Annotated in this window: 18 protein-coding genes; 16 read left to right on the top strand and 2 right to left on the bottom strand. The window is 59.6% G+C overall.

Translation table 11 applies throughout. From position 1 onward, the window contains the following. Positions 1–18 precede the first annotated feature (18 nt). From tssB to ACVWW6_RS44480, 16 genes are all read left to right on the top strand, one after another. On the top strand, positions 19–510 hold the full coding sequence (gene tssB / locus ACVWW6_RS44555; protein WP_456683026.1) for a type VI secretion system contractile sheath small subunit: 492 nt from the start codon (positions 19–21) through the stop codon (positions 508–510). 34 nt (positions 511–544) lie between these two features. Continuing rightward, entirely contained in the window at positions 545–2,029 is a 1,485-nt protein-coding gene (gene tssC, locus ACVWW6_RS44550) for a type VI secretion system contractile sheath large subunit (RefSeq protein WP_456683025.1), read from the top strand. 11 nt (positions 2,030–2,040) lie between these two features. Continuing rightward, the gene (tssE, locus tag ACVWW6_RS44545) at positions 2,041–2,445 is read left to right on the top strand and encodes a type VI secretion system baseplate subunit TssE (RefSeq protein ID WP_456683024.1); all 405 of its coding nucleotides are present in this window, start codon (positions 2,041–2,043) and stop codon (positions 2,443–2,445) included. A gap of 4 nt (positions 2,446–2,449) precedes the next feature. Beyond that, on the top strand, positions 2,450–4,198 hold the full coding sequence (gene tssF, locus ACVWW6_RS44540) for a type VI secretion system baseplate subunit TssF (protein ID WP_456683023.1): 1,749 nt from the start codon (positions 2,450–2,452) through the stop codon (positions 4,196–4,198). After that, positions 4,162–5,148, top strand: coding sequence for a type VI secretion system baseplate subunit TssG (gene tssG / locus ACVWW6_RS44535; protein ID WP_456683022.1), 987 nt, complete (start codon positions 4,162–4,164; stop codon positions 5,146–5,148). Before tssF ends, tssG begins: the two co-directional genes overlap by 37 nt. Positions 5,149–6,219: 1,071 nt before the next feature. Next, positions 6,220–6,786 carry a Ulp1 family isopeptidase gene (locus ACVWW6_RS44530; RefSeq protein WP_456683021.1) on the top strand — a complete coding sequence of 189 codons (567 nt, stop codon included), beginning with the start codon at positions 6,220–6,222 and terminating at the stop codon, positions 6,784–6,786. Positions 6,787–8,102: 1,316 nt separating this feature from the next. After that, a complete protein-coding gene (locus ACVWW6_RS44525; RefSeq protein ID WP_456683020.1) occupies positions 8,103–9,875 on the top strand; it encodes a type VI secretion system-associated FHA domain protein in 1,773 nt (590 codons plus the stop codon). A gap of 13 nt (positions 9,876–9,888) precedes the next feature. Continuing rightward, positions 9,889–10,344 (top strand): type VI secretion system lipoprotein TssJ, encoded by a 456-nt coding sequence (gene tssJ, locus ACVWW6_RS44520; RefSeq protein ID WP_271566348.1) that lies wholly within the window; start codon positions 9,889–9,891, stop codon positions 10,342–10,344. Between the two features lie 76 nt (positions 10,345–10,420). Beyond that, on the top strand, positions 10,421–11,761 hold the full coding sequence (tssK, locus tag ACVWW6_RS44515; RefSeq protein WP_456683019.1) for a type VI secretion system baseplate subunit TssK: 1,341 nt from the start codon (positions 10,421–10,423) through the stop codon (positions 11,759–11,761). Further along, positions 11,758–12,657 carry a type IVB secretion system protein IcmH/DotU gene (icmH, locus tag ACVWW6_RS44510; RefSeq protein ID WP_456683018.1) on the top strand — a complete coding sequence of 300 codons (900 nt, stop codon included), beginning with the start codon at positions 11,758–11,760 and terminating at the stop codon, positions 12,655–12,657. Before tssK ends, icmH begins: the two co-directional genes overlap by 4 nt. Positions 12,658–12,672: 15 nt before the next feature. Then, positions 12,673–16,230, top strand: coding sequence for a type VI secretion system membrane subunit TssM (tssM, locus tag ACVWW6_RS44505; protein ID WP_456683017.1), 3,558 nt, complete (start codon positions 12,673–12,675; stop codon positions 16,228–16,230). A gap of 184 nt (positions 16,231–16,414) precedes the next feature. Then, positions 16,415–17,278: a serine/threonine-protein kinase gene (locus ACVWW6_RS44500; RefSeq protein ID WP_456683251.1), complete on the top strand. Its 864-nt coding sequence runs from the start codon at positions 16,415–16,417 to the stop codon at positions 17,276–17,278. Positions 17,279–18,833: 1,555 nt separating this feature from the next. Further along, positions 18,834–20,315: a type VI secretion system Vgr family protein gene (locus ACVWW6_RS44495; protein WP_456683016.1), complete on the top strand. Its 1,482-nt coding sequence runs from the start codon at positions 18,834–18,836 to the stop codon at positions 20,313–20,315. A gap of 22 nt (positions 20,316–20,337) precedes the next feature. After that, the gene (locus tag ACVWW6_RS44490; RefSeq protein WP_456683015.1) at positions 20,338–20,697 is read left to right on the top strand and encodes a hypothetical protein; all 360 of its coding nucleotides are present in this window, start codon (positions 20,338–20,340) and stop codon (positions 20,695–20,697) included. A gap of 34 nt (positions 20,698–20,731) precedes the next feature. Continuing rightward, positions 20,732–21,403, top strand: coding sequence for an Hcp family type VI secretion system effector (locus tag ACVWW6_RS44485; RefSeq protein WP_456683014.1), 672 nt, complete (start codon positions 20,732–20,734; stop codon positions 21,401–21,403). A gap of 307 nt (positions 21,404–21,710) precedes the next feature. Beyond that, a complete protein-coding gene (locus ACVWW6_RS44480) occupies positions 21,711–21,878 on the top strand; it encodes a hypothetical protein (RefSeq protein ID WP_456683013.1) in 168 nt (55 codons plus the stop codon). A gap of 812 nt (positions 21,879–22,690) precedes the next feature. Here the strand turns inward: ACVWW6_RS44480 and ACVWW6_RS44475 are convergent. Together ACVWW6_RS44475 and ACVWW6_RS44470 are read right to left on the bottom strand one after the other, a co-directional pair. Then, positions 22,691–24,463 carry a tetratricopeptide repeat protein gene (locus ACVWW6_RS44475; protein WP_456683012.1) on the bottom strand — a complete coding sequence of 591 codons (1,773 nt, stop codon included), beginning with the start codon at positions 24,461–24,463 and terminating at the stop codon, positions 22,691–22,693. A 5-nt stretch (positions 24,464–24,468) separates the two neighbouring features. After that, positions 24,469–25,122: a DUF3540 domain-containing protein gene (locus tag ACVWW6_RS44470; protein WP_456683011.1), complete on the bottom strand. Its 654-nt coding sequence runs from the start codon at positions 25,120–25,122 to the stop codon at positions 24,469–24,471. Positions 25,123–25,129 lie beyond the last annotated feature (7 nt).

Genomic DNA, 25,129 nt, shown 5'->3' with positions numbered 1-25,129 from the left:
TTTGCAGGGGAATCTCATATGGCACAGGATAGCACCATTGCTCCCAAAGAGCGCATCAATATCCGATTCAAACCCGCAACCGGCAACCTCAAGGAGGATGTCGAATTGCCGCTGAAGTTATTGGTGTTGGCCGACTTCACCGGGCGAGCCGATGACCGGCCGATCGAGCAGCGTCAGCTCGTCAACATCGACAAGGACAATTTTGGCGAGGTTGTCAAAAGCCAGGAGCTGAGCCTGGATATCTGCGCCGAGAACAAACTCGACGAACAGCCAGGGGCCGGCAAATTGTCCGTTTCGCTGCATTTTGAGAGTTTGAAGGACTTTGATCCCGATCGTGTCGCACAACAAATCCCAGAACTGCGCATGTTGACCGAACTGCGCGCCGCGCTGGTCGCCCTGAAGAGCCCGCTCGGCAATGTGCCGGGTTTCCGCAAAGCCATCCAGAACGTGCTAGAAGACCACGGCGCCCGGCCGCAGCTCTTGAGCGAACTCACCAACACGTCCGAGTGAGCTGCAACGAGGTTTTTAGAGGAGCCAGGACGCTATGGCGGATACAAGCACGCAGCCATCGGCCGGAGTCGTCGCCACGACCACCGAGGTTTCGCTGCTGGATCAGATTCTCGTCCATACCAAGATTACCCCGTACGACGAGGGGTACGACCTCGCCCGCCGCGGTGTCGCAGCTTTCATCGCCGAGCTGATCAAGCCGGATAGGGCCAGTGAGCAAGTCAACAACGCCCTGATCGATCGGATGATCGCGGAGATCGACCGCAAAATCTCGGCGCAGCTCGACGCGGTCCTCCACACGGACGAATTCCAGCAGGTCGAGTCGGCCTGGCGCGGGCTTAAGTTCCTGGTCGACCGCACCGATTTCCGTCAGAACATCAAGGTGGAAATTCTCAGCGTCAGCAAGGACGAGCTGCTCATCGATTTCGAGGACAGCCCGGAGATCGTCAAGTGCGGCCTGTACAAACATGTTTACGCCGCAGAGTTCGGCCAGTTCGGAGGTGAGCCGGTCGCTGCCATGATATCAGCCTATGAGTTTGGCAGTGGTAGTCAAGACGTCAAGCTCATGCGCTATATGAGCGCGATGGCCGCCATGGCGCATGCGCCGGTCATCGCCTCCGCTTCGCCCGAAATGTTCGGCGTCGAACGGCACGAGGAGATCGCGGGTCTCAAGGACCTGCAATCCATCTTCGAGGGGCCGAAATACGCCAAGTGGAACTCGTTTCGGGAAAGCGAGGACGCTCGCTACTTCGGATTGACGTTACCGCGCTTCCTGCTGCGCTTGCCCTATGGTCCGGAGACGGTCCCGGTCAAAGCTTTCGACTATCAGGAAACCTCGAATGGTGAAACCAGTAACTATCTGTGGGGCAATGCGGCCTTTGCTTTCGCAACGCGCCTGACCGAAAGCTTCGCAAAGTATCGCTGGTGTCCGAACATCATCGGCCCGCAATCGGGCGGAGCGGTCGAAAACCTCAATCTACACACCTATGAAGCAATGGGGCAGTTGCAGAGCAAGGTCCCGACGGAGGTTCTCATCTCTGACCGGCGCGAGTTCGAACTCGCCGAACAAGGCTTCATTGCGTTGACCATGCGCAAGGGCTCGGACAATGCCGCCTTCTTCTCGGCAAATTCTGTTCAGAGGCCGAAATATTTCGGAAACACCCAAGAAGGCAAAGCCGCTGAGCTCAACTACAAGCTTGGCACCCAGCTGCCCTACATGTTCATGATCAATCGGTTCGCTCACTATATCAAGGTGCTGCAGCGCGAAAACATCGGCTCGTGGAAGAGCAGGGAAGAGCTTCAGAGCGAGCTTAACGACTGGATTCGTCAGTATGTCGCCGATCAGGAGAATCCGTCGGCAGAGGTTCGCTCCCGGCGACCCTTGCGCAAGGCGGAGATCACCGTTCAAGACGTCGAAGGCGAACCGGGCTGGTATCGCGTCGGTCTATCCCTCGTTCCACACTTGAAGTACATGGGCGCGGATTTTGCCTTGTCGTTGAAGGGTAAACTCGACAAGCAATAATGGTGTATGCAATGTTCGACCGCAGTCTCATGGAGCGCTTGGCAGACGCAGCAGCGACCATGGTCCCGTCGCAGAGTTCGTTCGATCGTTTCCGGACGAGCGTTCTGGAAAATCTGCGCCGGGTTCTGAACTCGCACCAGGGCTGCTGCGAAATAAGGCCTGACTTCGGCATGCCCGATCTCAACGACGCGATCGGGCAGGGGGCCGACGCGGTGGGCGCGGTCGCGCGTTCGATCAAGCAGCAGATCGAGATGTTTGAGCCGCGCTTGGGCAATGTTTCGATCCGGTTTCATGCCGATCGCCATAATCCGCTGCAACTGACGTTCCATGTCAACGCGACGCTCAATCATAACGACCGGGTGCGGTCGGTCTCCTTCGACGCGATCTTCGAAGAGCGCGTACGCGTGAAAGGCTGAAGCGGTGGCCCTCAATCCCTACTACGAGGATGAGCTGTCATATTTGCGCGAGCTCGGCTGTGACTTCGCGGCAGCCAATCCGAAGCTTGCGCCGTTTCTCGGCCGTGAGGCCACTGATCCCGACGTGGAACGGTTGTTGGAAGGTTTTGCCTTCCTTGTAGCGCGACTGCGCCAGAAGCTCGACGACGAGTTTCCCGAGTTCGTCCATGGCCTGTTACGGATGGTATGGCCGCACTACCTTCAGCCCCTGCCGCCCATCACAACGCTCTCCTTTGCTCTGAGCCAATCGGCGAGCGCCGCGAGCCTGAACGTTCCGGCCGGCACGAGAGTTCGCTCGCGTCCGATTGAGGGAACGAATTGTACGTTCGTCACCTGCTATTCCGTTAATGTGCTACCGCTGGAGATCAATGACGTTCAGCTCGAGAACCGGACGAGTTCGGCTCGCCTGACCTTGGATATCAAAGCAACCGGCCAGCAAAACCTCTCATGTCTTCAGAACGGCCGGCTACGTCTCTTCTTCTCAACCGAGCGAGAGCCACAAGTCGGGCGCTATCTATTGACTTGGCTGTGCCATCACGTCAGGCATGCAACAGTCACCGTGGCAGATCGGCAGGTCGCAGCAATCGGGTCAGCACAGATCGCGCCAAAAGGATGGAGGGACGACGAGGCAGTTTTGCCCTGGCCCCATAATGGCTTTGCCGGGTTCCGAATCATTCAGGAGTACCTGAGTTATCCTTCGAAATTTCTCTACGTCGAACTGTCTGGTCTCGAGCCCATTGGAACCCATGCGGAGACGGAGTGCAGGCTTAGCTTCGAGTTTCAACGCCCATTCCCAGCGCAATTGCGGTTGGGCAAAGGCCAGATTCGCTTGAACTGCACGCCGGCCATCAACGTCTTCAGCCACGAGGCCTCGCCGATCCGTCTGGAGCGGACAAAGACCGAATACCGCGTGCTTGCCTCCGGAGGGCCGAACTTCAGCATCCGTTCCGTCGATGGCGTGACCGGCTACGTGCAAGGCCGCCCCGAACGTGTCGAGTACGAGGCATTTGACCTGTTACGCCACGATCTGCCCGGTGCCGAGCCCAGCCGCGCCTATTTTCGCGAGCGTATCCGGCCCGCGGTGGTGGGCCGGGGCATCGACCACTATGTAAGTTTCGTTGATCGTCTCGACATCGGCCAGCATCCGCCGATCGATGTCGCATCCCTGCAGTTAACCTGCTCCAACGGGCCCATCGCCGACCGGTTGCCAGTCGGTGCAGTCGATTTGCCGACCTCCGACACGCCTCGGTCGGTCACGTTCTCCAATATAACGACGGTCGTTGCAGAGGTGCCACCACCGATTGATGATGGTCTGTTACGGCGGCTGACGGCCAATCTGGCGCGCAATTATGGCTCCTTAGTCAACGTAGACACGCTGCGGACCATTATTGCCTGCTACGATTTCCGTGCGGTCTACGACGTTCAGGCGCGCCGCCGCCTAGAGCTGTTGCTCGAGGGCCTTGACCGGTTCATGACCACCGACACTGATCACGTCTTGCGCGGCGCGCCGATCCGGATGCGCAACATCGAACTGGCCGTGGTCGACAGCAAGATTGGCGGTGAGGGAGAATTGTTCCTGTTGGGCTCGGTACTGGATGCCTTCTTCGCGACTTTCGCCGGCATCAATATGCTGCACCGGTTCTCCGTCCGCAGCACGGAAAGTAACGCACATTACACATGGCCAGCGAGAAGCGGATCGATCACTCCGTTCTGACCGCGCCCGAAGATCTCAATGAGCTCGCGTCTTGCGGGTTCCTCTCGCTCGCCGCGCTCCTGGAACGGCGTTTCAGCAATGCTCCCCCAATCGGATCCACCGTCGATCCCGAGCGCGAGGCGGTTCGCTTTCGCGCGGCGCCGATGCTCGGCTTTCCCGCTGAGGAGATTGCAGAAGTCAGGCAGGTCAACGCGGCTGCGGAGCGGGTGGAGGTGTACGTCAATTTCCTGGGGCTGCACGGCCCATCGTCGCCGCTGCCACCCTTCTACACCGAACGTATCATACACGCCGACGGCACAGGATCGCTCGGCGATTTTTTCGATTTTTTCAATCACCGCCTGATTAGCCTGCTGTTGCGAATTTGGCGGTACTATCGCCACCATCTGCGGTTTGAGGAGGGCGGAACCGACGCGATTTCGGTGTTAACCAGCGCGCTTTTCGGGCTCATGCCAGGAGATAACACTGCCGATGAACGGGAATGGCGGGCGCGGCTGCTGCCCCATGCAGGTGTCCTTGCATTGTGCAGCCGGTCGGCGCCGCTCGTGGCCGGCCTGATTTCCAGCCATCTCAAAATTCCCGCCCTTGTCGAGGAATTCATTTGGCGCGAGATCGATATTCCACCGGAAGCTCAGTGGCGCCTAGGTCGGCCCGGCCTTCAACTTGGCATTGACACCCTTGCTGGCGAAACCATGCCGGACGTAGCGGGCAAATTCCGGATTTGCCTCGGGCCACTCAACCAGCAGCAGTTTCGGTCCGTGCTCCCCGGCCGCGAGGCTCACCGCATCCTTTGTCGTCTTGTTAATGTCATCTTGCGCGAGCCGCTGGCGTACGATCTCCAATTACAACTGGCGCCCGGAGAGATCCCCGAATGGACTCTTGGCGAAGGAGAATTGGGCTGGACGACATCGATCGGGCTGCCGGAGGGAGCCGGGAGCTCAGTTCTATTGTGATTGGATCGAGATTCGCGTCTGTTCTTGAGGCCGGAGGGCGCTCGATCTAGTCGAAGCACCCCATCGGCGGTTGAGCCAGATCATGATACTTCACGAGTTCACGGCTCATTCAAATTCTCGGCCCGATTGCGTCATCACTTCCGGCAAGCAGAAGTTTGCGCCCTGGATAGAAGCCGCGTGGCTGCAGCGCCGGTCGAAGCAAAGATTCGCGTCGACGCTGACGTCTCGAACGATCTCACTACTGTACGCCTTCACTTGTGAGGCAAGTGGAGGTTATAGTGCTGGTCATAGCGTGGTCGCCGGTCCAGCGCTCCGACGCCGGATCATTTGAGGTGGACCGCCTGAAGACCAGCTGCCTTCAATTTCAGCCAATCCCTTCACGGGACCTTGGGAAGGACGTAGCCAATGTCGCCATCGCGCTCTGCAAGCGCTCAGCCATCATCGGCCTTCGGCAATCTTGAGCGAGCTGCGCCTCCCAGTTTGAGCGCCGCTTCGAGCAACTTGGATCTGCCATCCCAGTTGTCATACCCCGCGGTCGACATAAAGGCCACCGTGCCGGCGCAAGACTTCACACATGCAGAAGACTTCACACATATTGTCGGCTTGGCATGGGACCATAGTTGCCGATCGGCGCCCGATGCTCTGATCGGCTCACTGGCCAAAAAAGGCTGCCTGCCGGCGACACCGCTCCGGCCGCAGACACATTTTTACATCCACGGTCGGCCTTGGACGCCGAAGCTCGGGCAAGGGACAACGGAGCCGACCCCAAACAATCCGCGAGGACTTAACGTTACGCTCGTTCCTGGACATGGACCTCAATCTCGCGAGCCCGCAGGGGCGCACATCGAAGGCGATCCGAAATATGTCCCGGAAGGAGAGCTATCTTCAAGGACCAGGGCTGCGACGTCTGCGATGCCGACGAAGGAGGCCAAAGGCTGCGGAATGTGGTCGTGTCTTAAATCGGGGGTTGGCAAAGTCCTCCGAGGGAGTCATCGCGAGAAATCGTCCGGTCGTCTGGATCAACGGGATGGACAGGCCTCGGGATCCGCCGTCCCAGCGCGGCCTCCGCTGGTGCTCCTCGGCACGGATTGGCTGGAGGACCAGCATATCGCGGCGGATTACAGAATCCGGGAGCGGGAGTTGCATAGGAACAATCCGGATTTGGCTGCCCGCACGCGGTTCGTGTGGCCCGCGCAAGCTCTTGTGCTGCGCTTGGCCGGAGACGAGGACACCTTGCGGGGGATCGTCAACGACGAGGATGGTAACGATACCGCCGACTTCCTGTTCCTGCCAATAAACAATGCCCGTCCTGATTGCCGCGGCGATCATTGGTCGCTTCTGTTCGTTGATCGCAGCAACCGGGAAAGCCCGATTGCCTATCACTACGATTCCTACAAGAACCACAACGCGACCTCTGCAGCACAGCTCTCAGACCGGCTGCACGCCAGCCTGGAGCGCCCGCGCATGAAGCAGCAAAAGAACAGTTATGATTGCGGCGTCTTTATGCTGGATGCCACGCGGAAACTGGTTGACCGATTGGAGCAAACACAGCAGATCGATGCCGAACTGCTGAACCTTGACGAACTCGTCGCCGATCGGAAGGCACTCAAGCACCGGCTCAGGAAGATACCCTTGTAACGCCGAACAGGATGACAGCTCGGGCCGATGGAGCTGACTGGAGCGGCTCTTTCCCGCACCAAGACCGGCCAGAATAGTCGCCAGCCGCTGATCGTGCAGCTTCACCAATCAGCGCACGGACGACTGGCCAGGTACGAGGACATGAACGACGTGGGTACGGCTCGCGTATGATCCCGCTCCGCGCTTGATCGCGTTTTGCCGGGCTGTGACGCATAATATCGCACCCACCAGCTGACCGGACGCTTAGAGACCGTGCGAGATCTTGACCCAGGGAGCGACATGTCCGCCCCGGCAAACCCAATTGCGCGCGGTCGTGATGGGCGCGGATCGCCTCTCCGTCATACCTGGGCTCAGCCGAGGACAGCGCATTCCTACGCGACCGAGGCCGGCACCCGGCGACAGTTCTAGCTCCGTCGCAAAGCGAATTTCGCAGTCGTTGAGGAGCGCCGGCGCTTAGTTGCTTGGTCCGATGCCGTTTCGTTGCGCTAGTTGAGGCCAGGTCCCGCGAATCTCCTTGCTCGGAACAGCGGAAGTCGCGATGCACGGACTGGCGATCGCGCCGACAAAAATAAGCAAATATGGGGACGCGATCATAAAAACGCCTTTGCGCTAAGCGCTGTTGCACCGTCTTTTTAATTGCGGCGATAGCAAGTAACGTTCCGCCTCGAAACTGCGCCGATTTGGTCGGTGGAACGCGCTCAAGTCCTTTGACGAGAACTTCTCGAGCACATGACTGCTTGCCGAACGCTCCCTTGTGCTCAGCTGTACTGCCAACGAAATCTACGCCACCCACAATGCTTGGCTAGATCAAGCGCCGACGCGTGACGTATTGACACAATCCAGAGGTCGCCGAGCTGGTGATGAGTGAGCTCTGCAAGGATGGACGACGTTTGCGGGATGAAGCCGAGAACGTCATGAATTGGACCACGTCGACGCTTGTCCGGTTTCTGACAACAGCGCCGCTTTTGTTAAGTTGAGGACTCCTGCCGTCATCTGTCGAGCCTCAATTTAAAAACATACTCAGTAGCTTAAGCCTTTGGCATACCCGTTGCTATTGAGATGCAACAACCTGCGTGGGTGGCTGGTGGACGTTGATGCGTAAGACGAGCGATACTCTCCTTTACTTGGCCCCTGTGCCTCGTTGCGGAGAAAAAAGGCCAGCACGCCCTCTAATGCGCTTTGAGTCGCACGGAAAAGGCGTCTTCACTTTGCATCAGGCGTCTCAGCCAGCCGATCGGCTTCGCAAAGGTGCGGAACGGGCAGCAATGCGCCGCTGCAGGCACCTCTAGTGCGACGCTTGGATACTGACGCTGCTGATGAGCAAGGCTGAAAGGTGTGAGATGCATCTCATACTCGGAATTCTCGGCGAGAAGGCCGAATCATTGGGCCAGAACGCAAGGAAGGCGTTTGGACCGGAAGGTGGATCCGTGGGACGCGGGCTCGGCTGCAAGTGGCACCTTCCAGATCCAACCAACATGCTGTCAGCACGCCACGCATCGATCGCATTCAATGGCATCGGCTTCACGATCACCGATACGAGCACCAATGGCGTTTATATCAACACTGTGGACGCGCCGCTGGGTCGCGGAAACACAGCGCCGTTAGCCGATGGCGATACACTTTACATGGCCGGCTACATCATCTCAGTCATGATCGAGAACGATCCTGCCGAGGAACGGCAACGGCTCGGGGTGGCCGGCTCGAATGCCGAGCGCCTCGGCGGCACAATGCAGGCGCTGCCCTCGTCTTCACTCGTGAAGGAGCGCCCTAATGTACCTCTTCCGGGCGTTCGACCATTGACCAGAGATGCCGATCTTCGACACGACCCGCTGATGGCGATCGTCGGGCGACAGTCCTCTTATTCGCAAGCACAAGTGGGACCCCAGGCCATCGCTTCACCACAGGCACCCCATCCGTCGTGCTTTCCTAAAGACGTTATATTCGGCAACGAGGCGGGCTCAGTTGATCCGAATTTGCTGACGGATCTTCCTCGGCGACTGTCGAGCGCAAGCACCACGGAGAAGCCGTCCTCGTATGCGCTGTTGGGCGAAAAAGAGCCCCCACTTGTCGCATCATCCCATCGGCCGATACGCTCGGATGGTGGTGGTGCGCCGTTGAGTGGCCGTCCTGCGCCAACTATTCCTGATGACCTCGACCTTACCGGTCTGCTGCCGGAAAAAATTTCGCGCGGAGTGTCGCCGCGGCCATCGACGCCCCGCTTCGAGGCGCCGAACGAGACGATCCAGGTCGCGCATGACCCGCTCGGTCCCGCTCTGACCAATGATCTCTGGACGCTGCGAGGTCTCGGCAGATTGGCGTCACGACCCGGGGAATACGAGCTTGATCGCTTGGCAGGCCCGAAGGAGCCTGCCGCGCTGCGACCGGTTGGCGCTGCGGAGGTTGGCAGCGGGGTAACCATCGAAGCTCCGCTTTTGCCCGTGGCCTCTCCGCCTGATGCAGACGAACTGCAGGCGTTCTGGAACGTCCTCGGGTTCAATTCGAGCCTTGTGCTGCCAACGCAGCGCCGCGAGTTCTTTGCCGAACTGGCTCGCGCGCTCGCCGAAATGGCGAACGGCCTTCATTCGATACTAGCGGCATGGACCATGGTCAAGAATGAGTGCCAGATCGAGACGACGCGGATACGCGCTGATAACGACAATGCATTCAAGTTCATGAAGAGCAATCATGACGCACTGCGCGAGGCGCTGGCGACCGATCACGGAGTCCTGCGGCTTTCCCGGTCGGTGCGCGAAGGCTTTGATGACATCAAGGCGCATGAGGTTGCGGCCATAGCGGCGATGCGCGGGGCGGTCGGCAATGTGCTAACGCGTATGAGTCCCCAGCGCATCGAGAGCGACGGCGCAAATAACGGGCGTTTCGGCCCCCGCGTCGACAAGACCAAGCTATGGGACCGATTTGTTGAACTGCACGCATCGATGGTCAATGACATTGATCGGACCGCGCGCGCCTATATCGCGGAAGAGTTTACCCGAAGCTACGAGTCGCAGCACTCGACGTGTAACGAGGATGAAGGGAAGCCGACTGATGGTGGCGCCGCGAAACAAATTTCATCGGTTGGCCGTCGTTAGCGGAGCGTTGCTCGTGGTCACCGCCACGGTCAGTTGTTCGATTGATAAGAGCATGAAGACGACGCCAATCAAATTCGTGATCCAAGCCGACAATCTCGTCAATCCAAATGCGCGCGGCACGCCGTCGCCGGTTGTCGTTCGTATCTATGAGCTGAAGTCGGCGACCAATTTCACCCAAGCGCAGTTCTTCGAACTGTTTGATAATGACGCCAAACGCCTCGGTCCCGACCTGGTGGCTAAGCGCGAGATCGCGCTGACGCCCGGCGCCAAAGAGGCTTTCGAGCGCAACACGCCGGTTGAGACACGCTACATCGGTGTGATCGCCGGTTTCCGCATGGGCGACGAAGCGCAATGGCGCTCGACTGCCGAAATCAAACCCGACCGCGACAACACGATTCTGGTGAAACTTACGGCGCAGGCGGTCAACATTGAGGAGGAGGCCAGCCATAACTGGTGGAAGATCCTTTGACGACGCCTGTCATGATGGTGGCGGCGCGCCGGGCAGACGCAACCTATAGGAAATCAACGAACAGGCGACCAATACGATGTCCGTTGCAAGCAAACCGATCTGGTCAGAAGGCATGTTGGTGCGGCCGCAGCACTTGCAGCAATACGACCGCTGGGTTGAGCAATTGGTCGAGAACCGCGTTGGCGGTCTGGTCGGTTACGGCTGGGGTATTCGAAAATGTGCCTTTGATCGTCACCTGCTGACGCTTGGACAACTCGCCGTTACCGAACTTGAGGCCATCATGCCCGACGGTACGGCGCTTCGTTTGCCGGAATATGCCCGGCTTCCCGGAGCACGAGTGCCTCCGCCGGGGGCGAAGAACCTGCTGGTCAAGATAGCCCTTGGCACCGATAGGAGCAGCGGTAGCGACCTCTCTTCGGGGGAAGCGCCTGCGCGCCGCCATGCTCAGGAGGTCCTGCAGGTCCGGAATGTGACGGCCCCGCAGAAGCCTGCCGTCGATATTAGTGTTGCTGCGCTGATGCCGCACCTCGTTTTTGAAGGCGAGGAGCAGTGCGATCTCATCACGCTGCCTATCGGTCGTATCCTGGACGTCGATCCGGCCGGCGCGATCACATTGTCCGACAGCTACATCCCGCCGGCCATCGACATCCACGCGGTCCAGCCGCTAATCCTGCTGTTGAACGAGATCAGATCGCTGTTACGGACGCGCGCTGAGGCGCTTTCCGCGCGCGCCGATCCGGCGCGCTCGACCGCAGACGCAGCGGGACTGGTGGATCTTTTGACGTTATCCATCGTGAACGGCGCCGAAGCCGTTTTCGACCACTTCGCAACAACAGTTGGGCATCATCCTGAAACACTCTTCCGCGCACTGCTTGGCCTCGCAGGACAGCTGTCGAGCTTCGTCGATGATCGCCGCAAGCCACAAGATATGCATTCTTATCGACATGAGGATCTCGAGAGCGGCTTCGCGTCTTTAGCTGAGAGGTTGCGCAAGATCTTATCCGTCGTGATACAGAGCGCCGCTATATCGCTCCCGTTGCAGGATCGAGGGTATGGCATCATGACCGGCGTCATTACCGATCGCACATTGTTCCAGGACTCTCGCTTCGTTCTCCTCGCTGTGGCAAGCGTACCGACCGAGACGTTACGGAACCAGCTTCCAGCGCAGATGAAAGTAGGCTCGGTCGAGCAGATTCGCGATCTCGTCAACCTTCAGCTCCCGGGTATCCCCATCCGCGCCCTGGCCGTGGCGCCTCGCGAGGTGCCCTACATCCAGAATGCCGTCTATTTCGAGTTAGACCAGTCGGTGGAGCTGTGGCGCATCCTGCCGCGCGCGGCCGCCTTTGCTTTCCACGTCAGCGGTGACTACTCGAATCTGCATCTCGAATTCTGGGCCATCCGCGGGAAACGTGCGTGACAGGACCGAAAGACACGGATGAGCCGACAGTCCTTGGACGCAGACCTGCCGGTCCGACCCGTAACGATCACCGCGGGCAATTTTCCGCCGACGTTCCACCGAAGGTCGCCGCCCCGACGCTCGCTTACGCGCCGGCTACAGCATCGAAACCAGGCGAACTGCGGGCAACCCACCATACCGAAATCGTAGCGCACGGTCTCTTCGAGCCAAGGGCAGCGGAAGACACCTTGGTCGCGGCCGCTGCACCGCTCCTTTTGCTCGTCTCACAGCTTCGCTCCGTCAACGATGCCGATATAGGCGCGCTGCGGCGCGGGATTGTCGAGCATATCCGTGGCTTCGAGGAACGTGCCGCTAAAGCTCAAGCCGGCGGCGGCGATGTGAGAGCCGCCCGTTACGTGATGTGCGCGCTGATCGACGAGGCCGTGATGACCACGCGCTGGGGCGGTGAAAGCAACTGGAGTGACAATAGCCTGCTCAACCAGTTTTATAACGAGACTTGGGGCGGCGAGAAGGTCTTTCAGATGCTCGATCACGTCCAGGCGGAGCCAGCCAAATATCTCGCGTTGCTTAAGCTCATTAATATCTGCTTGTTGATGGGCTTCGAAGGCAAATATCGCGTGGTGGAAGGCGGCCGGGAACGGCTTGAAGACTTGCGCTCCGAGGTTCAGCGCCTTTTGCGGGAACATACGACCGCAGCGCCCACCGAACTATCGAGCCAATGGCGCGGCCTCAGCGTGCGCATGGGCGTGCGTAGTTACCTGCCGTTGTGGATCGTCTTCGCCGCCGCCGCTATTGTGGTGCTCATCGGCTATGGCTTGTTTCGGTGGCGTCTCTCGGGCGAACTTGCACCCGTCGAACACTTGCTCGACCTGATCGGCCGCTCCGCGCCGCACTAAAAGGAGGAGGTGCAGATGTTCGGCGCCCAATTCGCGGCAGTCTTCTCGGCTCGAGGCTTCATCACGCTGATCGGCTTGCTGGCGATCGGCATGCTCGTCTGGTTCGGGGGGCCTTATCTCGAGCTGTTCGGTCGATATCCGTTCTATTCGGTCACCGCTCGCGCCGCCACAATCGCTGGTCTCTTCGGGGCGGTGGTTGTCGTGATCTTTGTCCGATACTGGCTGGCGCGCCGCGCCAATCGCCGCGTCATCAAGTCACTGATGGAGAGCGAAGGCCTCATGGTGGCCTCCAACGATCGCCGCCTTGAGGAGATCGAACTGATCCGCAGCCGCTTCGAGGACGCGCTGAAGGTCCTGCGCGATACGGTGTTCGCCGGAAAGCGCGGACCAAGCTATCTGTTCGAGCTGCCCTGGTACATCATCATTGGTCCGCCGGGCGCCGGCAAGACAACGATCCTGCGCAATTCGGGCCTCGAATTTCCGCTGGCCGAACGGCTCGGCGTCGACCCGGTCGCGGGCGTCGGCGGCACGAGAAACTGCGACTGGTGGTTCACCGACGAAGCAGTCCTTATCGACACGGCAAGCCGTTATACGACGCAGGATAAGGATGCCGAGGTCGATCGCGCGGCTTGGAACGGCTTTCTCGATCTTCTCGCGACGCATCGGCGCCAGCGGCCGATCAATGGCGTCTTGGTCGCCATCAGCCTGACCGATCTCTTGCTGTGCGAGGAAGACCGGCGGCGGCGGCTCGTCGGTTCAGTTCGTTCGCGGATACAGGAGCTACTGAAGAAGTTTAGCATGCGCATTCCAGTCTATGTTCTGGTAACGAAATGCGATCTGGTACCTGGCTTCACCGAATACTTTGACGATCTCGACCATGAAGGCCGGGCACAGGTGTGGGGGAAAACCTTTGCCCTCGAGGGGCCGGGCGATCACATTAGTGACGTCGTAACGCTTGAGATCCAGGAGCTTGCTGAGCGGCTCGAGACCGAATTGGCCTTTCGCATGCAGGAGGAACGCAATCTTAGCCGCCGCGCAATCATGTATGCATTTCCTAAAGAATTCTGGAGCATCCGGACAGCAATCACCGGCTTCGTGAGCGAGGTGTTCCGGACGAGCCGATTCGAAGTGCCGCCGATGCTGCGCGGCGTCTACTTTACCAGCGGTACGCAGGAAGGGACGCCAATCGACGGGGTGAGCGGCGCAATCAGGTGGAATTTCGGTCTGCACTCCGCGCAGCGCTTGTCGTCAATTGGATCGGTGAAGACGTTCTTCATCAAGCGGTTGCTAACCGACGTGATCTTCGCTGAGCAGGGACTGGTCGGCCGCAATGCCAGAATCGAGCGTAAGCTCGCGCTGGTGCACGGCTGCGGCTATATCGCGGCCGTTACGCTGGCGGTGGCTGCATTGACCCAGTGCTACGGTGCCTTCACCCGAAGCGAAGTGCGCATTGCGGAAACCCGAATGGCCGCGCAGACGATGCAGGCCCACCTCCAGGAAATCCGCGCCCCCCTGGACCTGAAGAACCTCTTGCCGATCCTGAATGCCGCGCGCCGGCTGCCTCAGGCTGCCGGCGAGGGTAGTTGGTATGCTTGGCTTGAAGGCCTTGGCTCCCCGTCGCTCGCGCCGGCTGCGCAAGCGGCCTATGATCACATTCTGGTCGACCGTCTGCTGCCGGTTTTCGCCGGCAGGCTTGCAGTCCGCATCGAAGCATTATTGCGTACGGGTGACGACAGTTTCCCGGACCAGGCCAAGGACGTGTTCCGCACATATTTGATGCTGAGCAATCCAAGGCATTTCGACCGCGGCAAAGTCGAGCAGGCTGCGCGCACTGAAGTGGCACTCGCGTTCGCGCTCGATACGACATCAGCGGGCGAACTGAGGGAGCATTTTTCACGCTTGATTGAGTTGTTGCCGAAGCCGATCACGAATGACCAGAGATTCGTCGTTGAGGTTGGTTCGCGCCTGACGGAGCGTCCTCTCGTCGATCAGGTCTATGCCCGTCTGTTGCGCGAAGCAGCGCAGGAGACGCGGCTCCGCGCGATCGATCTGGTCAGTCTGCTGGGTTCCGGCGAGCTTGAGATGCGTGCTTCGCAGATTGTCGGTCCCGCCACTGTCCGGCAGGAGCCTGCCTATTTGAGCAATCGTGCGATAATCCCTGGCATCTTCACGCGCGACGGGTTCCTCGATTTCCTGCTGCACCGCCTGCCGCTCATCGTCCGAGAAGAGCAAAGCGACGACTGGGTCCTTGCCGGTAGCCCGTTTGACCCAACCGACGCACAGCAGGTCGTGCTCAAGGTCATTGACCGGTATGTTACTGATTATATCCGCATTTGGACAAACGTCCTAAGCAGTATTCGCGTCGTCAAGTTCGGCGACATGGAGCGCGGCTCAGCGGTCCTGCGCGGACTTGCCGGCTCGCAAAGCACGCTGCTGCAGATCATTTCCCTGGTCCGTGACAACACTTACCTGCCACCCCCCGGACAGCAGAGCTCAGGCGAGACCGGCGGTACCGCGGCCACCGCGTTCTCGGCGGCATTCGGCGATACGCCTTGGCCAGGAACGCGGATCACCGAAGCATTCCGACCTCTGTCTCAATTGGCCACAGCCGGATCCTCGGGACAGCCGGCCAGCATGGATCACATCCGCGATCTTTTCGGCGGCCTCTATGCGACAATGGTCAACATCGCGACAGCGCCGGATCCCGGCCGAGCCGCATTTCAGCTCGTCCAGCGGCATGTCAAAGACCCAAGCAACGATGCTTTCGGCGCCTTGCGCGCCGATTCGGCGCTGCGGCCGGACCTGGTCCGCACCACCATGAACGACATCACGTTCTCGACATGGAGCATCTTGCTCGACCAGGCGCACGACTACGTAAATGCTGTTTGGAAGCGCGAAGTGGTCCCGGTCTGCGAGGCTGTGATCTTCCAGCGCTATCCGGTGTATGCGACGGCGACGGAGGATATAACACTGAAGGATTTCAGCGATTTCTTCCGACCCGGCGGCGTTCTCGATGACTTTTTTCGAAAATACCTGTCGCCGCTGGTGGTCGAAGGACGGAACGGGCTTGCGCTCGCGACCATCGATGGGGCGACGGCGCCGATCCTGGCCGATGCTCTAGCCCAATTTCAGCGCGCGAGGGAGATGAGGAAGGCGTTTTTCAGCGGCGCAGGCTCCGCGCCCGCGATGAAGTTCAGCGTCAAGCCTGTCTATCTCGCCTCCAAACTGCTGCACGCGACGTTCGTCATGGATGGCAAGGAAATCGTCTATCGTCATGAGGCGCCACGTGCCTACGAGCTCGAATGGCCGACTCGATCCGATGCAAGCACGGCCTCCGTCACACTCGCCGCCGTGGATGGAACCGAGGAGAAGATTGAGAGATCGGGCCCTTGGGCGCTGTTCCGACTCGTGGATGCCTCGCGGCTGTCCTCGCGCGGCGCCTCCGATCGGTTCACCATCACGATCGGCAGACCTGACCGGCCGAAGGTGACCTACGAGCTGCGCGCGGAAAGCGTAAGCAATCCGTTCAGCTTGAGTGTCCTTCGTTCGTTCCGATGCCCGAATAACCTATGATAGCGTGCGCCGTGAGACCTCTTTCTAGAACTGTCGGGAAGAATGCGTCGGTGGCCGAGCTGGTCGACGCTCTGATCGCCCCAGTCCCGTATTGCCGTCTCGTGCAGGAGACAACCGACGATACCAATACGATTGTCGACCGCGTGGATGGGGCTGCACTGTGAGTCCGGTACCCTTGGGATGCGTGCTCGGCGGTCGTTTCGACCTGGTAGAGGTGATTAGCGAGGGTGGCACCAGTACCGTCTATCGTGCGATCGATCGGATCGGCCTATGGGCGCGTGAGCAAAATCCTGAAGTAGCGGTGAAGGTGATCCAACCACATTCGAAGATGCGTCAGAAATTAGTCCAGCTGCTGCATCGTGAGGCGCGCCTTGCACGCAACTTCCTGCACCGAAATTTGGTGCAGGTCTACGATTCCGATTACGACGGCAAGTACCACTACCTGGTCATGGAGCTCTTAAAGGGCCGTTCCCTGGCGCAGATCCTGGCCGATCGTCAGCGACTGCCGCTGTCACCGTCTGTATCCTTTCAGATCGTTCGCGCGGCCGGGCAGGGGCTCGCCCACATGCATTGTCTAGGTATCGTCCACGGCGACCTCAAGCCAAGCAACATCTTCATAACCTCGACGGGCGAAATCAAAATACTGGATTTTGGGACAGCTTTCATGCTTGACGTTTCGCCGCAACACGACGGAGCCACGGCCATGCTTGATCAGATCGGCCTCCTGACACCGGCTTATGCTTCGCCAGAGATGCTGATGGGTGAGGCTCGAGCGGAAAGCGACGATGTCTATTCGCTCGCTGTGGTAGCCTATTTGGCCCTGACCGGCGCGCACCCATATGCGCAGCAGCCAGCCAATGAGGCACTCAAGGCGAGGCTCACACCAGCACCGCCGCTGACCATTTCACCAGCGCAATGGCGGGTGCTCGCTTCAGGCCTTGCCCTCAACCGCCGCGACCGTATCGAGACCGTCGGCGAGTTCGTCCAGCGTCTCGGCCGCCCACCTTGGTTCTACCGGCTGTTCGGCCAGCGCGCACTGCCGTCGTAGAAACGAGTAGGCGCACCTAAAGCGACATTTCTCGATAGACAGCAGACTAAGGTCGAATGCGCGCTCATGGACAGCAGACAGGATCTCTCTCTTTGAGTGTTCGTCGAACCACTCACGAGCGACACTTCTCCACTCCACTCATCATTGTTTTCACCGCAGCTCGGGTCCCTCTCAAAGAAGTCGTTCACAATGCCTTGCAGATCTCTCAAATCTAATTTCCGGTCCCCCTTCGGCCTGTAGGGTTCACGGCGTATGTAAGTATGGCATCGGGATCTCCTGGGTCGGCAGAAGCCCGAACTCTTCCAGGACGCCGATCAGTTCGGGGCCGGCCACTCCGTTGCCGTGGCGGGCCAATGCGGACTCTCTCTTCGATATCGTGCAAATCAGGTCGCTCGTAACGTATCGCTGAATCGCTTACCGCGGGTACTGTTTCTCCTATCCACCTCATAGCGCCGCGCCTTGATAGGGGCCGGGCCCCTGGTTGGAGCCACCGCTGTTGCCACTGCTGCTGCCGCCCTTGCAATCCGGTGGTAACGACGATGTCCCACCTCCATCGAAACCCGTTAAACGGCGTAAATTCAGCGGTGGCCGAAGTGGCGGCGGTAATCGGATTCAACAAGAATGCGTCGATCGCAGATGAAGAAAGGTCTCATGCCGAGGGCTCACCGGGGTGAAAGCTTGTCCGCGTCTGGCAGCCGACAGGCGGTGTCATGTTCAGAACACCTGCCGTCGTTTGCCCAACCTGAACGTTTTCAAAACCTAATTTAATGGCTTAGATGAGGAGGACGCCATTGGCACGACCATTGCTATTGGGATGCAGCGACCCTGGTTGGCTGGGTGCATTGGAAGTCCTTCCCTTGAAGCTGCGAGCCTCGTTTTGAGAGAGAATCCCAACACATCGTCCACCGTACCTGAGAGCGCACGAAGAGATCTTCCTTTTCGACCCGTGCTGGCAAGCAAGGCTGAAGGATGCACCTCATGCTCGGTGTCCTCGGAGAGAACGATGGACACCTGGGCTGCAATGCAAGACAGGCGTTCGCTGCCAACAGGCGGCTACTTGAGACGCGGATCTAGTTGCCAGTCGCAACTTCCAGACAGAAACAATCCGCCACGCGCTGATCGCATTGTTCTGTGTCGGCTTCACGATCCTCGACGCGAGCACCAATGGCCCCTACATCAACGTTATGACGCACCGTTGGGAAGCGGCATCCCGGCGCGGTTAGCAGATCACGATGCAACGTGGCACTGGAAATCTCGCATCGGCGCCGCCACCCACTGTTTCGCCAGCACAATGTCTCGTGCTCGCTTCAAGGCTTACCCTCAATCGGGCGACCGCGTCGAGACTATCGGTGCGTGCGTCCAGCGCCTCGGTCGCCCGTACAGGCTTTACCGTTTCTGCGGAAGGCCCATGCCGCTGTCGTAAAACGAGTAAGGGAATGAGATATCATTTGAGCATTGAATGCTTCGGTATCGCACGGCTCGCGGTCGACCTCTCTCTCTCCGCCGCACTGGTGGCAAACGTGTTCGCACTGCCAAACTGTGACTTGGTGTAGCGATGGCCGACGACTCCAATCTCAGTATTAGCCTGGACATTCACAGCAAGCCCGATATTGAGCTCGACGTGCAAGGGTTCGAGGGCACAGAGTGCATTTCCATGCCGTTCAGTTATGTGATTTACGCGACCACGTCGAGCGATGTCGATACCAGCTATTTGATTGGTGAATGCGCCAAGCTGACCGTCAAAACCAGATGCGGGCGATGGATTGCCTCGGGCCTCTGTGCCCAGGTCGAGGAACTGGACCCGACGGTAACTGAACTACGGGTGCTCCAGTTCGTTCTGCGCCCGCGCTTTGCCGTCGCAGACCTCTCCGTCGCAAGCCGCATTTATGGCCCTGGTCAACCGATGGGTGTCGATGACATCGTCAAGGAGCAGCTGAGCAAGGCGTGCATCAGCATCCCCACCGAATACAATCTTGATCGCTACCCCAAGAAAAATTACGTCGTGCAGTACAATGAAAGTGATTTGACCTTCATTTCGCGCCTTTGCGAACGGAACGGAATTTTCTATTTCTTCAAGCAGGAAGATGGCGGTGAGATCGTCGTCTTTGGCGACAAGAATCTGGCCTTTCCCAAGGTCGAGTTCGGCGCCAACTCGGTGATTCTTTACGCGCACCAGCGCGACCGCCATCTGCCGCGGGGTGTTCACGAAAGCGCCGTTCTGTCATTCCGGCAGCGCCGGGTTCTCTCCACAGGGACCATTGCCTTCCGAGATTACGACGAAACCGTGGCTTCCGTCGTGTCCGCCGATCAACCTGTTGGACAAGGTAGCGGCTTTCTGGGCAGGGCCTCGCGATTCGGCGGCCATTTTACTAGCGAAGCAGAAGCGAACACGCTGGCCCGAATCCGTGCCGAGCAAGTCTGCGCCGGCCAGACAATGTACATCGCGCACAGTGACGCGCCACAGGTACGCGCTGGCGTCATTTATAAGTTGCAGGGTCATCCCCGTTTTGACGGTGAATATCTCGTCGTCGCCGCGGATCACTCGGCCTATCGCCCCGCGTCGACCGGGTTCCAAGCGTTTGGCCAGCACGGGCGAGCCTACCAAAACATGGTCCACTGCATCCGGTCGGACGTGCCTTACCGTCCGGTCGCTATGACGCCTGTGCCTTCGGGCCTCGGCCTCCATACGGCCACGGTCGACGGAGAAGCGTGGAACGGGCGGGCCGAGATCGACGACCAGGGGCGCTATAAGCTGCAGTTTGCGTTCGTCGACAACCAGGCGAAGGGCCGTGGTAGCCACTACGTGCGCAAGCTCGAGCCTTATGTAGGTCCGAATCAGACCGGCATGCATTGTCCATTAGTTCCAGGAACGGAAGTTGCGGTCGCCTACTTCAACGACGACATTGACCGACCGGTGATAGTCGGAGGGGTTCACAATCCTGCGATGAAGGGGGGAGTGACCTCGCAGGCGCACTTGTTCAATCGTATCAAAGCGCAGTCTGGGGCCTTGTTCGAGATTTACGACGGGCCTGCGTGACTATCTCACCCTATAACGCCTCATGACTGTCTGGAGGCCCGCAACTCACGAGATCGACCCGCTGTTGGAAGCGGTTGCTAACACGGCGCGGGCGAGCATCCTGCCGGCAGCGTCGATCAACATACCGCCGCCGTCGGCGGATGGCGTTCGTTCGCAACGGCTTCGTGACGGACGAGAATTGCGCCTCAAATTATCCTCGCAATACCTGGAGCAAGGACAACGAGGGTCTTGCACGGTGCTCGTCTACACGCTGCAGGGCAACGCCGTTGTTGATGACTGCATGGGTTACAGTGTGACGGCCCAAGCTGTGCTCGACGTTGCCACGCGTGCCTTTCTCAATGTCGAGTGTCGGTTGGTGCCAGTCGGCCCTGCTGTGCCGTGACAGATCACTACCCGACGGGGGGCGAAATCATCGCTTGATTCTGTCGGTGCGCGGAAATCTACGCACTGTCGTTGACCGTCAGATCCGGAAGGCCGGCACTAGCAGGCAGCGGATGCATACGGCTTTTGGCACGAATGTTGCGATACAGATCGTGCTGGTTGCGCCAGCGTATCACAAGGACCGAGAAACGAAAATGTCACTTGAATCCTATATGACGATCAAGGGGAAGAAGCAGGGCGACATCTCCAAAGATGCCTCCAAGCCGGACAGCATCGGGCAAGTCGCCAAGGGCGACTCTGGTAAGCAAGCGAAGATCACGGTCGTCGCATTCACCAGCGGTATTGCCGTTCCGTGCGACGTGACGAGCGGTATCGCCACCGGCGCTCGCAACCACAAGCCAGTGCTCTTCACCAAGTTCTTCGATCGCGCCTCGCCACTGCTGTGGCAGGCGCTGGCCACCAACGAAGTGCTCGAAGAGGTACTCTGCGAGTTCTACCGCACCGATCCCGGAGGCATGCCGCAGCCGCAGAACTTCTTCAAAATCACATGGAAGAATGCGACCTTAATTGAAGGCAAAGCGTATGTGCCGCTGACGATTAACCCTCAGAACAGCTTCTATCAGAACATGGAAGACTGGTCGTTCACCTACAAGGAAGTAAGGTGGGAGCACGTTCCCGGCAGCACCAGCGGCGAGGATAAATGGTGAAGCGGCCACGGCCTTTATGATACCGCCGTTCTGCGATTCCAACCCGTCACCTTTGATCTTGGAAAGACAAGCCGAGGACGCTGACTTGGTCCCAGACATTGTCGGGGTATATCGGCGCACATTGACGCTGGCGTCGCAGGACTGGCGGCGGCCATGCCGGGCGTGCTGAGCGGCCGCTGGAACCTCGAAAAGTCAACGCTCTTCAAACAGGCGTCTCTCGACAGATTGGCGGTCAAGCTCCGTCAGCTGGGCCTCCGGTGGCGATTGATGCGACCGCATAGCTTGACAGGTTCTGAAGGGTTGCTGGATGAGAGCGGACGTAGCAACCGCGCTTTCCGATCTCGCTGCCAAGATGAAAGCACGGGTGGAAAAATGGGCGCCCGCCTTTGAGCGCTCGGTCATCCAGCGCCTCGGTTACTTGCTTGATTTCGTCAAACACAGCCAGCCGGCCGAAGGATTCCACCCTCATCCGTAAAACGAAAAAACTGCTGCCCTGGGTCGAGTTCGATCCATCCAGACGTGCAGGCTAGATCCAAAACGCACCCGAACGTGACACGCGCTGGAACGCTCTGTCCGCCGCCGCCGGAGACGATCAATTTGGCCTGCCATGAACATCGTCGCGTGGAGCCAACACGCGCCAAGGCCGGCAGATCGAGACTACATCGCGAGCGCTCGTCGAAACCTTCAACGATGGCCATTTCAAGAAAGAGATAAGGTTCGGTTGAGGAGCGCCGTGCTGCAGGCTGCGGATGGGGCACGCCCCTCGGAGCGATACGGCCTCGGCTCACCTATTCGCATGAAGGTCGAGAATCGCCACGCACGAACGCGCCGCTTATGACAGCGACAAAAACGTTCGTCCGAGGTCAAAAATCCGTCGTTCAACGGCAAGGCGGAGTAATGGCACTCGATAGTTTCGCGGCCTCGACAAGGTTTTCGGGAGCTGCAACCGCGGCTTCAAACGACCTTGCGACCTGGGTGCCTGGCGAGGCGTGCTAGCACGTCGGCTCCGAACCATGTCTCCAACTCGGGACGAGCAGCCACGGCCTGTGCGCTGGCTTCGGATGGATCGCCCGAGAAGACCAAGATGCCGCGCGCATCTGGAAATTGCAGGCAATAGTGGTCGATGTCGTCTACGGCGTGGCTCGGTGCGGCCAGCAACATACCAGCGCACAAAATATGACCTCCGACGCGCACCTCATGAAGGGTCTACGTGATCCGGTCCACTGAGCCGCCGCGGTATAACACGCAAACCAAAACCTTCCGGAACTGCTCGTGGGTGCGCGCCGCTCAATCAATCATTGGTGCGCGCAGCAATGCCTCCAGTCGTCGCCGTCCTTCATCGATCACTCCAGCCCAGTCACCGTGCCGTTCCTGCACGACGACTTCGAATGAGGGGTACCACAATGGCTTTCCGCCGGCCTGGGCCCAATACCACGGATAGCCGCGCGGCACGAAGACCACGCCGGGGACGCCGAGCGCCCCGGCGACATGGATGGCGAAGCTGTCGGGCCCGACCACTGCATCGAGATTGGCGACTGCCGCGATCAGTTCCGCAGGGCACTCGATATGCGCACCAGCATCGATCGGACGGTTCCATCGCTTCATGTCATGCCGTTGCACGTCGGTCATCAAACTGACGGGCGTAACGGAGCGAGGAACCGCAGCTGCGATCTGCTCCATCGATAGGCCGAGAGCGCCGCCCTCCCATACGATTCCCACCAAAGGCCTTGCGAACGTGGCCAGGGCATCCCGCCATCCGGCGAAGAGCTTGGCCTCGGGTCGCAGATAGGGAATGCCATCGGCAACGTTCCCGGCGTTGGTCGGCAGAATGCCCAATAACGCTTGCAGGGGCGTGGCTGAGAGCTGAGGCCTCGGCTCGTCAGGAATGATCTGCTCGGCCAGGCCGGTAAGAAGAGCCTGGTAACGTGGCTCTGCGACGACGTGCACATTTTGTTGGCTGGACAGCCGACGCAAATGACGAACGAGCACTATGAATTCGAGGGCGTCCGTCGTCGGCGGCACGACTATGCGCCTAACCTGCGCCAAGTCGACGGGCTTGGGCGTCGGGAAGCGGCCAAGCGTCAATTCAAGGGTGGCCTCCAGAGCCTTCGCCGATTCGTCGTTAGGTCGCGTGCGCGCGAGGTGGCTGGCAAGCTTGAGAGCTTCATCAAAGCGGCCGACGAATTGCAGAATACTTGCCAAAGCAAGCGCCGCGGAGGGGAGCGTTTTGCGCGCGCGAACGAACTGTGTGAGCTCCGCAATTGCCCGATCCTCCTCGCCGGCGGCAATCATGACGCGGGCCAGGATTTCGCGGGCGCCAAGGTGCATCGGCGCATAGGCGAGCAACCTCCGGCAGGTGGTCTCCGCTTCCGCCCAAAGCCCCTTCGCCGCGCGGCAATAAGCCAGATGCGAGAGCCCGGCTATGTCGAGCGGCGCGCGCAGATGCGCGCGTTCCGCAACGTTGAGCGCTTCGTCGAAGTTGCCGCGATCAAGCAAGAGCACCGACAAATTGCGCAGCGTATCGGGATCGTTCGGGGCAACCTCCAGGGCACGAAGCAGGGCGGTCTCGGCCGACGAGTAATGGCGTAAGGCGAGATCAATGGTGCCGAGTTGAAGGAGGGCGCGCGGGTTGCCTGGCTCGTCTTGGACAACCGCCTCTGTAATCGCGCGGGCTTCCGCAACATCGCCGCGACTTTCCAGGGCGTGAGCCAGCGCGAGCTTGATCTCCTGGTTGCGCGGGGCGAGCCCCGCTGCGCGCTTGAGGCAAGTAACCGCCTCATCAAGGCGGCCGAGCATTTCATGGGCGATACCGAGGTTAGTAGCAAGGCCCGCGTGATCGGGATAACCGCTTGCAGCCTCCGCCAGCTGCTCGAACGCTAATTCAGTGCGATGTCGCGCAAGCGCTAGTGTAGCCTTTGCATTGAGCGTATCGGGATCGTTTGTGGCGACCACCTCCTCCAGCAGCGCCTCCGCTTCCTCGAGACGGCCGCTCGCAATAAATTCCTGCGCCGTTCTAAGCCGGTCTTGCCGGGTCGGAGCCGGCATGCCAGTGGTCAGCATGCGCGCTATGCAACCGTCACGCGTTTGCCGTCGAGGCGGAGATCTTCGCTCACCGAGATGACTTTGCTGTGAGCCATCTCGGAGGCGATGCCGGTGACCCTAACGGCTTGGGTTTGGGCCTGCAACGAGTCGATGCGTTCGATAACCGCGATGCGCTCGACTGCCTTTACCGTAAGCGAATCGGCGCTCGCTTCCTGGATGCGCGCCAAGCAACGGAAATGGTCCGCGATCAAAGTGTAGAGCTTGCCGATCCAGGTGCTTTTGTCCGCGAGCACGGCCAACAGCTTAGCCTGCAGATCGATGCTATCGGCACGCAAGGAAATGCGCCGGCGCGCGGCGATAGTGATAGTCTCGCCCTCGATCGACATGTTGCGATCCCCCGGTAGGCCGATCATGCCCCAACTGGAGCCCGTTCGCTCGAGCACGGTCACGACGAAGGTTTGCTCCGCCTCGCTGAAGAGCAGCACCGCGTCCTGTGGAATAGGCCGGACCAGGCAGCCAACGGCCACCGTCGCCGTGTGACGAGCGCCGGCGACTTCGACCACCACCGTCGCGCCATCGTCGCTGACTGACACAACACGGGCGGTGTGATGTCCAGGTCCAAGCAAGCGCTCGGTCATCGCCAAGATTTCGTTTGCGGCACGGAACGTCATAGTCATCTTTCCC

This window comes from Bradyrhizobium sp. USDA 3311 (assembly GCF_054062495.1).
This window is presented reverse-complemented; position numbering and strand designations above follow the sequence as displayed.

What these genes read in the sequence shown, in the direction of transcription:
- tssB (WP_456683026.1), top strand. Translation starts at nt 19, where the DNA reads ATGGCACAGGATAGCACCATTGCTCCCAAAGAGCGCATCAATATCCGA.
- tssC (WP_456683025.1), top strand. Translation starts at nt 545, where the DNA reads ATGGCGGATACAAGCACGCAGCCATCGGCCGGAGTCGTCGCCACGACC.
- tssE (WP_456683024.1), top strand. Translation starts at nt 2,041, where the DNA reads ATGTTCGACCGCAGTCTCATGGAGCGCTTGGCAGACGCAGCAGCGACC.
- tssG (WP_456683022.1), top strand. Translation starts at nt 4,162, where the DNA reads ATGGCCAGCGAGAAGCGGATCGATCACTCCGTTCTGACCGCGCCCGAA.
- ACVWW6_RS44525 (WP_456683020.1), top strand. Translation starts at nt 8,103, where the DNA reads ATGAGCAAGGCTGAAAGGTGTGAGATGCATCTCATACTCGGAATTCTC.
- tssK (WP_456683019.1), top strand. Translation starts at nt 10,421, where the DNA reads ATGTCCGTTGCAAGCAAACCGATCTGGTCAGAAGGCATGTTGGTGCGG.
- tssM (WP_456683017.1), top strand. Translation starts at nt 12,673, where the DNA reads ATGTTCGGCGCCCAATTCGCGGCAGTCTTCTCGGCTCGAGGCTTCATC.
- ACVWW6_RS44495 (WP_456683016.1), top strand. Translation starts at nt 18,834, where the DNA reads ATGGCCGACGACTCCAATCTCAGTATTAGCCTGGACATTCACAGCAAG.
- ACVWW6_RS44490 (WP_456683015.1), top strand. Translation starts at nt 20,338, where the DNA reads ATGACTGTCTGGAGGCCCGCAACTCACGAGATCGACCCGCTGTTGGAA.
- ACVWW6_RS44480 (WP_456683013.1), top strand. Translation starts at nt 21,711, where the DNA reads ATGAGAGCGGACGTAGCAACCGCGCTTTCCGATCTCGCTGCCAAGATG.
- ACVWW6_RS44475 (WP_456683012.1), bottom strand. Translation starts at nt 24,463, where the DNA reads ATGCTGACCACTGGCATGCCGGCTCCGACCCGGCAAGACCGGCTTAGA.
- ACVWW6_RS44470 (WP_456683011.1), bottom strand. Translation starts at nt 25,122, where the DNA reads ATGACTATGACGTTCCGTGCCGCAAACGAAATCTTGGCGATGACCGAG.